The following is a 16980-nucleotide window of genomic DNA, read 5'->3' as shown; positions in this document are numbered from 1 at the left end:
ACGGCTCATTCTTCCTGCAACGACTTCGAGCGCACAGAACGTACCATTTCCTGCGCTCTGCGCCGAAGCCATCTCCATCCCTGAACAAATGGCGCAGGACCGCACAGGATAACTGCCAGCGCCAGAACAATCAATAATCCGGGCAATCCTGTTTCCAGCACAGAAGCATTCCTATCATCAACGACCAAACATGCGTCCGTCGTATAGCGATCACATAATCCCTCGACACTATATCACTCATGCGCATTGGACAGGATAAAAACCCGGTGAGAAATTCACAACCGTGTCACCTTCACAAAGTTCGTCGTGCCGCGCGCAGCAATCGGGTGCCCACCGGTTATCGCAATCTGATCACCGGGTCGCGCGTACCCCAGCCCCAGCAGTGTGCTGCGTACTGCATTCTCCAGATCATCGAGCCGATCCACATAGGGGCTGAGAATAGGCGTCACGCCCCAGATCAGGTTCAAACGTCGGCAAACCACTTCTGAGGGAGTGAACGCGAAGATCGGCGTCTTTGGTCGCTGTCGCGCTATCAGACGGGCAGTATTGCCGCTCATAGTGAATGCCACAATTGAGGTTACCGGCAAGGTCTGAACAATCGCATGCACCGCAGCACTGATCGCGGCTGCGACGGTCGGCTGCTCGTGGAAGCGCCAGATGGACTCGTGACTATGGTCACCGCGCCGTCCGCTGGCTTCCGTGACATCCGCGATGCGCGCCATCATGCGCACCGCCTCGACGGGGTAGGCGCCGGTCGCCGTTTCGCCGCTCAGCATTACGGCGTCTGTCCCATCGATAATCGCATTGGCAACATCGCTCGCCTCGGCGCGCGTCGGGCGCGGGTTGCGGATCATCGAATCGAGCATTTGCGTTGCGGTAATGACCGGCTTGCCCGCCATGTTCGCCGCTTCGATCAGTTGCTTCTGCACAATCGGCACCTGCTCCGGCGGCATTTCGACCCCCAGATCGCCACGCGCGACCATAATTCCGTCCGCCGCTTCCAGAATGGCTTCAAATTCACGCAGCGCTTCCGGCTTTTCGATCTTTGCAATCACCGGCGTAGACGCGCCCGCAGCCGTAATCTGCGCCTTGATTTCGAGCAGATCCGACGCGCGGCGCACGAATGACAACGCAACGTAATCGACGCCATGCGCCAGACCAAACCGCAGGTCGCTGCGGTCTTTGTCGGTTAATGCCGGTGCGCTGACTTCGACCCCGGGCAGGTTGATGCCCTGGTTTTCGCGCAGTTCGCCGCCGACCACGATTTCGGTCTCAACCTCACTGCCCGAAACGCGCACGACCTGCGCTTCGATCAGTCCGTCGGAGATCAGAATCCGATCGCCGGGATGCACATCGCGCGGCAGGGCGGCGTAGGTGGTGCTGACCAGACTCGCTGTGCCCGGTACGTTCCGCGTTGTGATTGTGAACCGGTCACCGGCGCGCAGCATCACCGGCTTGCGGTCAACCAGCGGTCCGGTGCGAATCTTTGGTCCTTGCAGGTCCTGGAGCAACGCCAGGGGGCGCTCCTTGCGCGCTGCAATGTCGCGCAAGACCTGAATCCGTTGAGCATGCTCTTCATGGGTTCCGTGGGAAAAGTTGAGACGCGCGACATCCATCCCGGCGGTCAGCAATCGCTCGATCATCTCAGGGCTGCTGCTGACCGGTCCGATCGTTGCGACAATTTTTGTGCGGCGCATATGCTCCTGCTCTGTCATGGGGCAACGGTCACGAGCGGCTTCAGTTTTGCCAGCAATGCGGGACCGATACCTTCCACTTTGCCAAGATCATCCACAGATTGAAACGGTCCCTCACGTTCGCGCCATTCGACGATCCGGTTCGCCAGCACATTACCGATACCCGGTAGTGCATCAAGTTCTGCTGCCGTGGCACGGTTCAGATCGATTAATCCGCTCGACTCGCCACTCGCTGGACTCTCCGTCGGCGCTGTTGCTGCCATCGTCGCTCCATCGCCGATCCACGGCACCCGCACGTGCTGACCATCAGCAATCGGGGCTGCCAGGTTGATCCGCTCGATGTCGGCATCGTCGCTCAACCCGCCCGCCGCCAACACCAGGTCTTTTACCCTTGCTCCAACCGGCAACTGATAGACATCCGGCGCACGAACCGCGCCGCTTATGTAAGCGACGATACATGCAACTCGTGTCGGCGTTGCTGGACGCACCGACTCATCCTGGTCAAGACTGTCTTCAACAAACGTATCGTCGCTAACGTCCGCCGCCGGTTCGTTGGGTCCTGATTGCACTCCCTGCGGAGTCAGACGCTCCAACGCCGTTTGCCCGAGGATGCCCGCTCCCAAGGCGAAGAGCAACGCCGCTGCAACCAGCGCCTTGCGCTGCATCAATTCACTGAACAACTCCACAACCACGCTCCCGGGATAATCATTGCCGCGCCAGGACGCGAATTTCGCGCCCTTCTCGTTCCATTATCCCGAAAACGCACCGCCGCACAACGACCTGTTGGTCATTCACGCTCGTCGCCTTTTGCACCACTCCTGAGCAATGCCGTCGTCCTGTTGCATTACCGGATCTGTGTCGGGGTTACGAGAACTGATACTAACTTGTGGTCAGTCAGACAAGATATTCGAGCACCCGGTTCGCAAGGCATAACCAGCCACAGCGTGCGTTGGCAGTCGTGGACGCATGACTGCGCCTTGGCATCAGCAGCCCCAAGGGGGCTTGCACGTCCTCAGCAAGGGCTTTAGCCCGCAGCGCCCTGACGTCCCGCTGCACGCCCCGGCAGTATTGTACGAATGACCGCGCATGAGTATGAGAACCAGGAACCGCCATGCCTTACCCCTCACACCTCATTGCCGCTCGCCTCGCGCCGCTCCCCTCTCCCCTCGTGCCTCGCCCCTCGCGCCTCAGAGGATCGGGGGCGCTCTTCGACCTGCCCACGTTCAACGTTCAACGCTCTGTTCCCCGTTTCTTTGGCGGCGCCGCTGCAGCGCCGTTTGTCCCGGTTTTCGCCCGTTTCCCATTGGCGGACGCCTTCGTTTTCATCGGTTCCCCGGCAACTGCGCCGTTGGCATCGGTTTTCACCCGTTTTCCGGCAGCCGCCGCGCCATTGGCATCGGTCTTAACCCGTTTTCTGGCAGGAGTCGCCTTTGCGTCCGTCGCCGTCGGTTCTTCCGCCTGCGGCTTCGACGCTTCGTTGGCGTCAGGCGTATAATGCGCGACTTCATCCAGCGAATTGACCAGGTAGTCACACTTCGGGTAGCGGTTGCATCCGAAGAATGGTCGCCCAAACTTGCCGCGCCGTTCGAGCAATTCGCCCTGACCGCACTTCGGACAGGTCACACCGGTCGCCTTCGGCAGCGGCGCCGGTTTCCCCTGTTTGTCGAGACGCCGTGTGTTCTTGCACTCCGGGTATCCACTGCACCCCAGGAATGGACCGAAACGACTCTTCTTGAGTATCATCGGTCGCCCGCAGACATCGCAGAGTACATCGCTCGTCTCCGGCGACGCCGGCGCGTCCAGCACGATGCGTCCATCGCTATCGCGATGGAAATCGCTGGTGAAATCGCACTCCGGGTAGCGATTGCACGCCAGAAATTCGCCATTCCTGCCAAACTTGACCGCCAATTGACCCTGATTGCAGCGCGGGCACGTCAGATCGGTCAGGATTTCTTCGCGCTTGACATTGCGCATGCTGCGCTGCGCCTCAGCCAATTTTTGCTCGAACGGTCTGTAGAAGGCGCGCAGCACCGGCGCCCACTCTTTTTCGCCCTCGGCAATATCGTCGAGTTGCTGCTCCATTTCGGACGTGAAGCCGTAATCGACAATGCTCGGGAAGTGTTCCACCAGCAGATCGGTCACCACTCTGCCAAGCGTGGTCGGTACGAGTTTTTTGTCGGCGAGTTCTACATACTCGCGCTCAATGATGGTCGAAATCGTCGGCGCGTAGGTCGAGGGGCGCCCGATCCCCAGGCGTTCCAGTTCTTTGACCAGGCTGGCTTCGGTGAAGCGCGGCGGTGGCTCGGTAAAATGTTGCACCGGCAGCAACTGCAAGAGATTGAGCGCCTCTCCTTCCTCCAGCAGCGGCAACCGCCGCTCACTATCCTCGTCTTCCTCGCCTTCGTCCAGGCTGACGTTGTAAACCGCCAGGAAACCGGGGAACTTCAGCACCGAACCGGTCGCGCGGAAGGTGTACGGGTCGCTCCCCGCGCCGCGACCACCAATATCCCGACCGGCGCCGATGTCCACCACCGTGCTATCGAAGACCGCCGCTTCCATCTGGCTGGCGACGAACCGCTTCCAGATCAGATCGTACAGCCGATACTGGTCGCTCGTCAGATATGGTTGCACCTGCTCCGGCGTGCGGCGGCTGAGGGTCGGGCGGATGGCTTCGTGCGCCTCTTGCGCCCCTTTCGCTTTCGTTTTGTAGACCGGCGGCTTTGCCGGCAGATACGCCTCGCCAAATCGCTCACGAATGACCCTGCGCGCCTCTTCCTGCGCCTCACGCGATACATTGACGCTATCGGTGCGCATATAGGTGATGAGACCGACCAGACCCTCATCGCCGCCAATATCGACCCCTTCGTACAACTGCTGTGCCACCGCCATCGTGCGCTTGGCGGAAAAACCGAGTTTGCGCCCGGCTTCCTGCTGCAACGTGCTGGTCGTAAACGGCGGCGCCGGACTGCGCCGTTTATCACGGCGCGTCACCTTGCGCACAATGTAGGCGGCGCCTTCCAGGTCGGCAATAATCGCCTGCGCCTGATCGCTCGCGCCAATATCGAACTTTTCGAGTTTCTTTCCAGAGCGCTCGATCAGCATGGCGCGAAAGGCATCGCGCTGCGAATCACTCGCGTTCTGTTTCAACAGATCCGCTTCGATGGTCCAGTACTCCTGCGGAACGAACGCCTCGATCTCGCGCTCGCGCTCGACAATCAGGCGCACTGCCACCGATTGCACCCGCCCCGCAGACAACCCCCGCCGCACCTTCTCCCACAACAGCGGCGACAGTTTGTAGCCGACCAGGCGATCCAGCACGCGCCGCGCCTGCTGCGCATCGACCAACCGCCGATCAATGTCGCGCGGCGACGCCATGGCGCTGCGCACTGCGCCAGGCGTGATTTCAGTGAAGACCACCCGATAGACCGGCTTATCACGTGGGATCTTCGCCGCCTCGGTGATATGCCAGGCAATCGCTTCCCCCTCACGGTCCGGGTCGGTCGCCAGATAGACAGCGTCTGCCTGACGGATTGATTTGCGCAGAGCCGCGATAATTTTCTCTTTGCCCGGCGAAATCTCGTACACCGGCGCAAAGTTGGCTTCGAGATCAACGCCAAGGTTGCTCTTCGGCAGATCGCGCACATGCCCCATCGACGCCTCGACCCGATACCCCGACCCAAGGTATTTCTGAATGGTGCGCGCCTTCGCCGGCGACTCAACAATGACCAGTTTTTCACCCATATCTCGTCCCATCCGGTCGATACCCGCCCTGCATGGCGCTGCTGCGATGCACAGCGCTGCGCTGGCTGCAACAGGTAACGACGCTGTCAGAAATAAGCGTGCAATCGGATAATCCTGCAAACTTTTATCCGTGCCACTATAGAGGCTGCTGATCGGCTTGTCAAGAGCGCATCCGGCGCGTGCTATAATGCGACGCTTGGGAGACCTGCCAGGGCACGGTGGGGACAGGTCGGAGCCCCGCCAGGGCACGGTGGGGGCCGGTCGGAGACCTGCCATGGCACGGTAGGTAGTAGTAGGGGCAGGTCTCAGACCTGCCCTTACGGGGACCTGCCATGGCACGGTAGGTAGTAGTAGGGGCAGGTCTCAGACCTGCCCTTACGGGGACTACGGGGACTTGCCAGGGTGCGGGGCGGGCAGGTCTCAGACCTGCCCTTACGTGATCATCTGTGACGATTGTCATTCTCATATTCATTGTTCTGACGCTCATCTTGATCGGCGCGATCATCGCTCACGCGCTGCCTGTCGCATGCCGCGCCGATGATCCGCTCGAGCGATATTTTGAGTATGCGCTGATCGGTGCGTTGCTCAACGGATGGCTGGCGTTCACCCTGGCGCAGATCGGCGCCTTCTCCGCGCTGCTGCACGCCGCTATCATTGCCGTTCTTTGCCTTATCGCTCTGCGGATCGGTCGCCGCCACGCGCCCAACACTCCGACCACGCCAGCAGATGTGTGGAGGCGGTGCATTGCCTGGGTCAGGCAGTGCACTGCACTGCCTCTACGGGAACGTTCAACATCCCTCCTCCTTGTGGTCCTCCTTCTCGTTTTCGCTCTCCTCGTTTCTCGCCCCTTCGAGACGATCATTGGCGTGCGCGATGCTGGCGTGTATGCCAACGCCGGGTTCATTATGGCGCGCACCGGTTCACTTACCTTCACCGATTCAGTGGTGGCGCAGATCGCCGCCGATCAGCAGTCGTCCGATCCTGAGATTGCCGATGCAGCGCGTCAGGCGGAAACCAACTTCCTAGGCGTGCAGAATCCGCAACGGTTTATCGCCACACGCCTGCGCGCTGCCGGCTTCTTCATCGACCAGGGAGACCTGGCGCGCGGGCGCGTCGTGCCGCAGGGGTTCCACCTCTTCCCGGCATGGATTGGACTGATCGCTGCGTTCTTCGGATTGCGCGCCGGATTACTCGCGCCCGCCGTCACCGGTCTGCTCGGCATCTGGAGCGTCGCCATGCTCACCCGTCGCCTCGCCGGTCCGTGGGTTGCGCTCGTGGCGGCGCTCTTCCTGACGCTCAATGCCGTGCAGGTCTGGTTCAGCCGCTATACGACCGCCGAAACCGCCGCGCAGTTCCTTGTCTTTGCCGGACTCTACGCCTTTGCCGCCGCATTTGGACATTCGATGGCAAACGTTCAACGCACCATGCTCCTCGCCCTCCTCGCGGGGCTGGCATTCGGGCAACTCGCGCTGACGCGCATCGAATTCTTCCTGGTTCTCGGTCCGGTGGCGCTCTACCTGCTGCACGCCTGGCTCGCGCGTCGCTGGACGCTGCCGCATACCGCGCTGCTGGCGGGCATCGGAGCGATGGTGCTGCACGCCGGGTTGCACATCGCATTCCTGGCGCGCGCCTATTTTTTCGATACGCTCTTCGCCCGCCTCCAGGATTTTGCCCTTACTGCGGCATTCGCCCTGCCATTCCTCACTCCAACGCTGCGTCAGGTTTACCTGTTGCGCCCCTGCTCGCGCCTGACGATGCAGCCCTGCCCGCCGATTGCCGGCATGCCGCCGACTGCCGATGCGCCGCTGAACTGGACCCGTATCGGCATCGAGGCGCTGGTCGTTGTCGTGGTTGTGGCCGCCCTGGTCGCAATCCGCCGCCTGAACCTGATCGCCCGCGTCTCGCCGCTGCTGGTGCGCCTGAACCGTCCGTTGCGTCTGGTTGCGGCAATTGCCATCATCGGGATCGGTGGATATGCGTACCTGATCCGTCCGCAGATTCTGTCGCTGCCGGTCATCACCGCGCTCCCCGCATGCCTTGCCCCTGAACAACTGACGAACCCGCAGGGGGCATGCCTGACGCTCCAGGGGTATGTCGGCGCGCCAATTGCGACGCCAGCCTATGTGGACCCGCTCGCCGCGTGGTTCGACCGCGCCATTGGCGCTGTGCGCGGGCGCGCCGCTCCGCCGCTGGACGCCTGTATCGCGCTGCGGCGCTCCACGTTGCCGCCAACTGCCGATGGACGCACCATACCGGAGGTTCTTCGAGACGGCTTGCTCGACGAAACCGACGTTCCGCCTGAGATGCTGGCAACCCTCCGCGCTTGCGACCGCTACGTGCTGCGCGATCTGTTCGGCGCAGCGCAGGCGAACCTGGTGCGCCTGGGATGGTATCTTTCGCCGCCGGGCATCGCGCTCGCGCTCATCGGACTGGCGCTCCTCGCCTATCGCGCCAACTCGACCTCCTGGTTGTTTCTGGTCATCGCCGCTGTTGCGTCGGTCGTGTTCCTGCGACTGACCTACGGAACCAGCGACCAGCACTACATCTATATTATGCGCCGCTACGTGCCGCACGTGTATCCCGCATTCGCCATCGGCGCCGCCTACGCCATCGCTCGCCTCTCGTTCAACGTTCAACCCTCAACGTTCCACATTCCACGTTCCACGTTTTCCCGTCTCATCCTCACTCTCGTCCTCGTTCTGTTTCTGGTCGTTACAGGCAGACCGATCTACCGTCACACTGAATACGCTGGCGCGCTCGATCAGATCGGCGCTATGGCAGGGCAGTTCGATCCCGGCGCAATTGTCCTCATGCGCGGCGGTGCGCCTTCCTTCGCACAGGCGCGCGACATCCCCGACCTGCTTGCCACACCGCTCACCTTCGCCTTCGGTATTGACGCATTTGCGCTAAAAAGCCGCGACCCCGGACGATACGCGCCGCAACTGGCGCGCTACATCCGCCGCTGGCACGACCAGGGACGACCGGTGTATCTGGCAATCGGCGCGAGTGGCGCAATTGCGCTACCAGAGTGGCGACTCGAACCGGCTGGACGTCTGCACGTCGACCTGCCAGAGTACGAACAGCCGACCGATCACAAGCCCTCCGCCGTTCAGCGCTTCACCCTCGATTTTGCGCTCTACCGCCTGTTGCCCGACGAACCGACGCCAGCGGAACCGCCAGCGCTCACCATCGCGCCCGACGACTACGCCTATCAGGTGCGCGGCGTTTACCGCGCCGAACGCATCGGCGACCGCCTGATCGCCTGGACCGATGGCGACGCGATCTTCCGCCTGCCGGCGCCGATGACTGAGCCGCTCACCATCAGCGTAACACTTGCTGCCGGCGCGCGCCCCGCAACGCTGCCCGGCGAAACCTGCCTGTCGCTCGCCGCCGAACCTGGCTCCTCGACCGATGAAGCGACGTTTACCGCGCCGGTCTGCACCGTCCCCGGCGCCGAACCTCTCACTATCACACTCAGCGCCGACCCGCGCAATCTGCCGCGCTCACCGACCGGACATCTCCTGTTGCGGGTGCAAACCCCACCCTTCATCCCCGCCCGCGACGATCCCGCCAGCCATGATCCGCGCCGACTTGGGGTTCAGATTGTCGCGTTAGCGGTGAGGAGCGCGCCCATTCGATAAAGTCGCTGACCTGCAGCGCGGCGGTTGTCATCAAACCGTAATCTTCGATCCGTCTCAGGACTAACGGACTATTGAGCGCACATGCTCCGCCTTCTATAATGCCAGATAAGGATAGGGTTTCCAGAAGGGACTCAGCATGCCCAGGCGATCCACAGGTCAATCGCTGGTTGAGATGGCGTTGATCGCACCGATCCTGTTCGCGCTGCTGTTTGCGATCGTCGATCTCGGCTACTACATCTGGGGCTATTCGACGCTCTTCAGCGCCGCGCGCGCGGGGGCGGAAGTCGCGTCGCAACTGCCGCCCTACGAGTCGCGGCTGGCGTTGCGCGGCGCGGGCGATCCGCGCTGGCTGGAAGACCCTTGCGTGCAACGCATCCTGGAGGTCACCAACGACTCGACCGGCTTCTTTCCGGTCGATGCCAATCAGGTGACGATCCTGTATCCGAACACGCTCGACCCCAACCCGCGACGCCTTGGGGGAACCATCGAGGTGCGGATCGACTATGTGATCGAGCCGCTGACGCCGCTCGTCAGTTTTATCAACACGATGCTGGGAGACAACGGCACGATGCGCATCAAAGTGACGGCACAGCGCACCATCGAAAGTTTGGGCAATAATCCTAATTTCGCTAATGGCATTGCCTGTACGGAACCGCAACCGTAGCCACCAGAATGACAGGCGAGGGAGAACCGCTATGGCACGACGATTTCAACCTGGACAGGCGCTCGTCGAGTTCGTGATCGCCTCGACGCTCATCCTGCTGCTGCTGGCGGCTGCGGTCGATATCGGTCTGCTCTTCTTCAATATGCAGGGGCTGACCACCGCAGCGCAGGAAGGCGCCACCTACGGCAGCCGCTACCTGGTCGTTCAGCCGAACGGGACGGTTGACCTCGACTACACTATGATCCGCGCGCGCGTGCGCCAGGAAGCCGGCACAACCGGCGGCATCAACTTCGTCAACATGTACGACCTGAACAGCGATGCCATTCCCGACGCCGAAGATACCAACGGCGACGGCGTGCTCGATCATTTTCAGTACTTCCTCGATCAGAACGGTGATGGGCGCGCCATTGGCGACCCGGTCACCGGACTGATCCCCGAAGGAACGCAGCCTGCCGGGTATGTCCGGTTGATCGACCAGTACATCCTGGTGCAGGCGATTGAAGACGTCTTCCCCTTCAACGGCAATCCGCTGGGACCGGAGGACGCCAACGGCAATCGCGCCGACGACCTGGTTGCCGATGTCGATACCACGCCATGCGCAAATCTGGCGGATCCGAACCGGCAGTGTTATGTCTTCGTGATTGTGAAGTCCGACTACAACACGGTCTTTGGCTTCACGCCCGCATTCGGCGACAAAGTGCCGCTCAGTTCGCGCTTTGTGATGCCGCTGCGCGCTGGCTTTGTCTCGCCGGGCGCGCCGACGAACACGCCGGTGGTGCAGACCAATACGCCAACACCAACGCCAACCGATACGCCCACTCCAACTGCAACGAATACGCCGACGCGCACGCCAACCAATACGGCGTCGCCGACGACAACCAATACACCAACCAACACGCCGACGCGCACCAATACGCCGACGCGCACCAATACGCCGACGAACACCAATACGCCGACGAACACCAATACGCCGACGCGCACGCCAACGTTTACGCCCACACCGACGCCATGTGCTGGCGGCACGGGCAACGGTCTGCGCGGTGACTACTTCATCTACACGCCGGGCGGCAGCGTTGGCACGACCAACTTCTTCCCCGGCGCGCCGGTCGCCAGTCGCCTCGAGAATATCAATATGGCGCGGAGCGATACCTCGCCCATCGCCGGCGTCGGCAACGACTACTTCTCGGTGCGCTGGACGGGGCAGGTCGAGCCGTTGTTCAGCGGCGAGTACACCTTCTACGCTAACACCGACGATGGCGTGCGCGTGTGGGTGAATGGCGTGCAGATCATCAATGACTGGCGCACCAAGAATAGCGAAACCAACGGGAGGATCACTCTGACCGCCTGCCAGCGCGTGAACATTACGGTCGAGTACTTCGAGTGGACCGGTAGCCAGAACGCAATCCTCTCATGGCAGCACGCGAACGTGCCGAAGCAGGTCATCCCCATCCAACGGCTCTATGCGAGCGGCTCACCGCCGGCAACCGCGACGCGCACGCTGACGCCGACGCGCACCGATACGCCGACGCCGTCGCGCACGCCGACGCGCACGCTGACACCGACGATTACCAATACGCCGACGCCGTCGCGCACGCCGACGCGCACGCTGACACCGACGATTACCAATACGCCGACAAATACGCCGCCGGCGACGAACACGCCAACCCGCACGCCGACGCTCACACCGTCGCACACGCCGACGCTCACACCGTCGCGCACGCCGACGAATACGCCAACCCGCACGCCGACGCTCACACCGTCGCGCACGCCGGACACCGGAACGTAAGCATCAACCACGCCCGGCGGAGTCCCTTCCGCTTCGCCGGGCGCAACCCGATACCGACCGCGCGCCTGATTTCGGCGCCGCATGCACGATGGTCGTCACGGTTATCAGAACAACACGAACAGGAACAAGAGGTGGCGGTATGAAAAGACGTTTGCTTCATCACAGGACAGAAGGGCAGAATATCGTCCTGCTCGCCGGCATTCTGGCATTGCTGGTCGGCATGGCGGCCCTGGCTGTCGACCTCGGCGTCACCTACGCCGAGCAGCGGAACATCGTGCGCGGCACGAACGCGGCGTCGCTGGCGGGCATGAATCGCCTGATCAGCGGCGGTCGCGATGCTGATGTCGCCCTTGCGATCTATGAATCGCTTCGCTCGAACGGCATCCAGGTCACCGTGCCGGGCGAGTCGCCGCAACCCGGCGACCGCGCGTTCGAGGCGCTCTACCTGGGAAGCGATGGCGCGCCGATCCCCGGCGCGTGCAGTCGCGTCGGCGCCTGCGGCTCGCAACGTCCGCAGGGGGTGAAGTATATTCAGATCGACCTCAAGGGCAATGTCGATACCTACTTTGCGCGCCTCTTCGGTCAGAGCACCCTGCCGGTCGGCGCTACGGCATACGCCAGCGTCGGCGCCTGCGCCACCGGATACTACCCCATCGGTGTGCGCACGACAGTCGGCGGGCAGCCGATGTTCGATGAGTATGGGTTCGCCAATTACGACGGCTTCTATGAAGACGAGACCTATGCTCAATTGCGCTATCAGCGCCTCTATCTGCGCACCGAAAACAACCCGAATGGCGGGTTTAGCCTGCTGCGCTGGCGCAACGACATCCCTGCCGGCAATGCCAATGCGCTTGCGGAGATGCTGACCGGCGACGGCACCTATAGCCGGGGGTACGCCGAAGCGCCCTGGCCCGAAATCGCCAGCGGAACGGACGGTCCGACCCGCCCTGACTCCTATCCGTTCGAGCCGAATACGATCAACACGGCGGACTGGGTGTATGGTAATGTCTTCGGCGGCAATCCCTTCAATGCGAATGTGATCAATCAACTCGATACGCTGAAGCGCAATCGCACCCTGATGACTCTGCCGATGTATCGCTTCGATAACGGCAGTCTTTCCAACCCGACGTACTACCTCGAGCGCTTTGGCGCCTTCCTGCTGGTTGATTACGGTGTGGATACCGATGGGCGGGCGCCCGACGGTCCTTGGATGGAACTGGCTTACGTGCGCGAAGGCGGGCAGTGCGCCAACCTCGTCACCGGTGCGCCGCCAACCAACAACTTCACCGTCGGCGGCAGCGTGACCTATACGCCACGCTATCAGACCTACCCGGACCTCAATCGCCCGGTGCAGTTCCTACTCATCCTCGACGTGTCCGGTTCGATGTCGTGGACGTTCGATGGGCGCGGCGTGCAGAATGGGCAAACCGTCTTCTGCACCAACCCGTCTCAAGGGTGCGTCTCGGTGCAAACGGCATGGCCCAACGCGCAGGAACGCCGGATCTATACTGCGAAGCAGGTGCTGCGCTCGTTCGTGGCACAGATCGATCAGGATCGGCAGAGCGGTCTCCGACCGTATGATACCGTGCGCCTCGTGACCTTCAGCGGACGCCTGGGCAGCTTTGTCAACAGCAGCGGCGCCGTCGGCGACAATAATCGCGCGTTGAACGACCTGACCGAGGTGCTGCCTGCCGGTTGGACGAATGACCGCGCGACATTGGAAGCGGCGATCAATAGTGCCGGTATGGTGGACGGCGATCCGTATATGACGGCAGGCGCAACGCCCAGCGCCGTCGCCTTTGCCCGCGCCAGCCAGGTGTTCGCCAACGCTCCCGAACGCGCGCCCAACGGGATGAAGTATCGCCGCGTGGTGATTTTCGTGACCGACGGTGTGGCGAATGTGTTGCGCAATGGTATGCAGAATAACTACGGTGAGGGGTGCCAGTTGGGCGCTGAGAACGTCGGTTGCCAGATGGGCGATCCGCTGCCGGACGGCAGCCTGCGACCGCTCAATGCGATGGTCGCAGAGGCGCAGGCGCTCAAGGAGGCGTATATCCGCCCCAGCGACGGTTCGGTCTATGTGGTGGCGCTGAGCGGCACATTCGAGGCGACCGGTCTGAACCTCGTCGCCAGCCAGCCGGACTATGTCAAGCGCGCCGACCGGTCCGAGGAGTTGCAGCAGATTTTCGACGACATCCAGGTTTCGGCGATCCAGGGCGATTGTACGCCATCCCAGGGTGAACTGCGCGACTCGATGGCGCCCTCCGAGGTGCCGACCGACCTGCGACCGGAATTGACCGATCGGATCGTTGGACAGGTGACGCTCACCGATGCCAATAACAATGTGCGCGAGGCATGGATTACGGCCGATCCGATCACGCGCAAACTGTCGTATGCGTTCACGAACGTTCCGCCGGGCCAGTATACGCTGCGCGCCTGGCTCGGCTATCGCGCGCCGCAGGATGGTATCTCGCGCGATAAGTACGAACTGCTGGTGCGCGGACCGGATGTGACGACCGAAATCACGGTGCAGGTCAGCGCCGGTCGCAGTCTCGGCGGCGTCATCGGCGTGCCGATCTCGCTCGACCTGAACGACAGCGTCTGCCCGGCATTGTCGTAACACGCCCGGCGAACCTGACGATTAGAATGAGACGTTGCACAGCATAGCGACTGGGGTGCGAAGACGTTGCATGCAACGTCTCCGCACCCTGGCGTTTTGTGTCTGTATTAAAGGGAGGTTTGCGCATGACTCATACGACCCGTCTGTCGGGCACGATGCGCGTGCTGATGTTGATCGCTGCGTTGTTGACTGCTCTCGCGATCATCCCGTCCGCCCCGGCGGATGCCAGTGTGATCAGGTTTGTGGCGCTCGATGATACGCAACCGGAGTTTGGCGCCGGCGCGCGCATTCTAACGTCGGTCGTGCCTTCGACTCTCAATAACGATCCGATTCCCGGGCAGGTGACCGAACCTTACGCCGGCGCCAAAACCGGCAGTCAGGGCGCACTGGCGCTCGCCGCCATTCGCGCTCTCCGCTGGGGGCAAATCCCGGATAGCCCGCTCCCGGCGGCGCGCACCGAAGTCGGCGCGGCGGTGATCGGCAATACGATCTGGGTGGTTGGCGGATCATCAGCAGGTGGAACGACCTACCACGATACCGTCTACCGCGGCACGGTCAACACCAACTATGGGCAACCCGGCGCCGGCGTGATTACGTGGGCGACGTCCACACCGTTGCCATCGGTCAGCCACTGGGATACGGCACCGTACAATAACTCGCTCTCAGCGCGCACCAACGCCGCCGTCGCCGCGCGACGCACTGGCGGCAATGCCGGCAATCTGTACGTCATCGGCGGCGCAGTGGCCCCCGGCAGCACGTTTTCCAGCAACTCGGTGCTGGTCGGCGATGTTGATACGAACGGCAACCTGACGTGGCGCAACCCGTCATCGCCTTACCGTCTACCTGCCACTGTCGGGCTTGAAGGCGCGCGCGCGTTCGTGCATACAACCACCGCAGGCAAAACCTTCCTCTACGTCGTCGGCGGGATCAAAGATCAGGCAGGACCTACCCCTCCGACAATGTCAAACGTCGTCTACTACGCCGAGATCAACGCCGACGGCAGCCTGAGTCTCGGCAGCAACAATCGCACCTGGAGCCAGACGTCATTGCCGGCGGGGGTGAGCGATACTGCCGTGACCGTCGGGCGTTACACCAAAGACGACGGAACCGTTCAGGATATGTTCTTCATCTACGGCGGGCGAAATAACGCCAGCAATGAGAACCTCGACACGAACACCGTCCTCAAGGGAGTGATCAATCCGACCACCGGCGCGATCACGTGGGAGGACAGCACGACCGGAGGAAACGCCGTGCTCCCTGCCAACCGCAACGGTCACGGCGCCGTCGAGTTCAACGGCTCGATCTATGTCATCGGCGGGCGCACCGGCGGCACAATCAATCGTAACGGGTATGCGTCGTATATCGATCCGACCAATCTTGGTCTCTTCAAGGACGGGACGCTCAACTTCTATCAGGACGATTTCGGCGCGCTGCCGTCCTCTGCCGCTCCCGGACGGCGCAACCCGGGTGTCGTGCTCGTGCCGACGAGCAATCCGAACTACGCCTTCGCATATCTGATCGGCGGGACGGACGGCAGTGCACCTTCCAGTCAGGTGTTCCGCGCAACCATCGGACCCAGCGACGACCAGACCTTCTACCCGACGACCGGCTACTACTACTCGAAGCCCTTCTCAATGCTCGACCTGGTCAATGAGCAGCAGGCGACCGTGCGCAAGATGACGTGGCTGACCAACATTGATGCGGCGAACGGCGGCGACATCCGGCTCGAATACCGCGTCTACTCGCCATCGAGCGGCAACTGCAACGACACCGAAGGCGGGTGGAGCGAAGTGAGAGACCCTGACGCGGGGAGCGGGCGCTTCTCGAAATTCAATCCATCCGGCGCTGCGTATGCAATCAATACGCAAGAATATGGCGAGGGTCAACGATTGCCGCCGGGCAACTGCTTCCAGTACCGCGCCACCTTTACGCGCGGCACGGCGCAGAACGCTTCGCCGGTGCTCTTGCGCCTTGGCATGGAAGTCATCATTCCCGGCAACCCGGACCTCAACTGGCCCAACAACGCCGTCACCACGACCCAGAACGCCGACAACACCACGCGAGGGGTTGAGGTGCGTCTGCGCAACCAGAACCAGATCAACCCGCCGACCCAACCGGCGAATGTGTGCCATGCTTCGCAACCGGGATGCAACCCGGAGGGCACATTCTACGTCGATGTCTTCATCTTCCCGCCGGGCGTCACGCCGATCATGCCGACGCTGCCGCTGTTTGCGCCAGGCGGCAACAGCCTGAGCAACCCGGCGCTCGCGCCGTACCACCGCGCCTGTCTGCAAATCCCGAAATGGGTAATGCAGAAGGATGTCACCTTTACCATTGCCGAAACATTCCGCTGGAGCGACATCAAGACGGTGGGCATCGATGGGTGCGTCTCCGCCGCGACGAACGCCAGAAACAACACCGGCAAAATCTTGCGCGATTTCTTCGATCAGGGCAGCGGAACATACAAAGTCATTCTGGTGGCCGACTCGCACACCGACCTGAAAGGACTGGTCTACGAGTCGGACGCGGCGGACGGCAACCATCCGGCAGAATTGAACAACGTGAGCGCCATCTTCGACGTGCCCTTCGTCGCCGGCGGCGCACCGCCACCAGACGGACCCGCGCCGCCGCCGGACGAACCGCCCACCCGTGTCTTCCTACCGCTCGTCATGCGCTAGTTGGTTGAACGTTGAACGTTTCGCCTGGAACGTTCAACGTTCGATCTGTCAAGATATTGATGCACTGCGAGACTTATCAGGGCTTGATCTCGTGTGCTATAATCGCTTACAAGTGGTTATGGCCGCATCGTCTTGCTGAAAGAAAGGCACGCCCCC

The 16980-nt window shown here is 62.0% G+C and carries 9 protein-coding genes; 5 read left to right on the top strand and 4 right to left on the bottom strand.

Annotation, left to right across the window (positions count from 1 at the left end; all coding sequences use genetic code 11):
- Window positions 1-5: 5 nt before the first annotated feature.
- From RCAS_RS25070 to topA, 4 genes are all read right to left on the bottom strand, one after another.
- Window positions 6-161: a hypothetical protein gene (locus tag RCAS_RS25070; protein WP_157042592.1), complete on the bottom strand. Its 156-nt coding sequence runs from the start codon at window positions 159-161 to the stop codon at window positions 6-8.
- Between the two features lie 114 nt (window positions 162-275).
- Complete coding sequence (gene pyk, locus RCAS_RS08660) at window positions 276-1697, bottom strand: pyruvate kinase (protein ID WP_041330460.1); 1422 nt, start codon at window positions 1695-1697, stop codon at window positions 276-278.
- A gap of 14 nt (window positions 1698-1711) precedes the next feature.
- The gene (locus RCAS_RS08655; protein WP_012120210.1) at window positions 1712-2380 is read right to left on the bottom strand and encodes a ComEA family DNA-binding protein; all 669 of its coding nucleotides are present in this window, start codon (window positions 2378-2380) and stop codon (window positions 1712-1714) included.
- 544 nt (window positions 2381-2924) lie between these two features.
- Window positions 2925-5555 carry a type I DNA topoisomerase gene (topA, locus tag RCAS_RS08650; RefSeq protein ID WP_232280209.1) on the bottom strand — a complete coding sequence of 877 codons (2631 nt, stop codon included), beginning with the start codon at window positions 5553-5555 and terminating at the stop codon, window positions 2925-2927.
- A gap of 326 nt (window positions 5556-5881) precedes the next feature.
- Here topA and RCAS_RS08645 point away from each other — a divergent pair, with 326 nt between their 5' ends.
- From RCAS_RS08645 to RCAS_RS08625, 5 genes are all read left to right on the top strand, one after another.
- Complete coding sequence (locus RCAS_RS08645) at window positions 5882-9076, top strand: glycosyltransferase family protein (protein WP_012120208.1); 3195 nt, start codon at window positions 5882-5884, stop codon at window positions 9074-9076.
- Between the two features lie 136 nt (window positions 9077-9212).
- On the top strand, window positions 9213-9740 hold the full coding sequence (locus tag RCAS_RS08640) for a TadE/TadG family type IV pilus assembly protein (RefSeq protein WP_012120207.1): 528 nt from the start codon (window positions 9213-9215) through the stop codon (window positions 9738-9740).
- Window positions 9741-9771: 31 nt separating this feature from the next.
- Window positions 9772-11526 (top strand): PA14 domain-containing protein, encoded by a 1755-nt coding sequence (locus RCAS_RS08635; protein WP_012120206.1) that lies wholly within the window; start codon window positions 9772-9774, stop codon window positions 11524-11526.
- Window positions 11527-11665: 139 nt separating this feature from the next.
- On the top strand, window positions 11666-14146 hold the full coding sequence (locus tag RCAS_RS08630) for a VWA domain-containing protein (protein WP_012120205.1): 2481 nt from the start codon (window positions 11666-11668) through the stop codon (window positions 14144-14146).
- A 125-nt stretch (window positions 14147-14271) separates the two neighbouring features.
- Complete coding sequence (locus RCAS_RS08625; protein ID WP_012120204.1) at window positions 14272-16824, top strand: Kelch repeat-containing protein; 2553 nt, start codon at window positions 14272-14274, stop codon at window positions 16822-16824.
- Window positions 16825-16980: the final 156 nt, after the last annotated feature.

Source organism: Roseiflexus castenholzii DSM 13941 (genome assembly GCF_000017805.1).
Lineage (GTDB): Bacteria > Chloroflexota > Chloroflexia > Chloroflexales > Roseiflexaceae > Roseiflexus > Roseiflexus castenholzii.
Note: the sequence above shows the minus strand (reverse complement) of the source record. Positions and strands in the feature narration are given on the sequence as shown.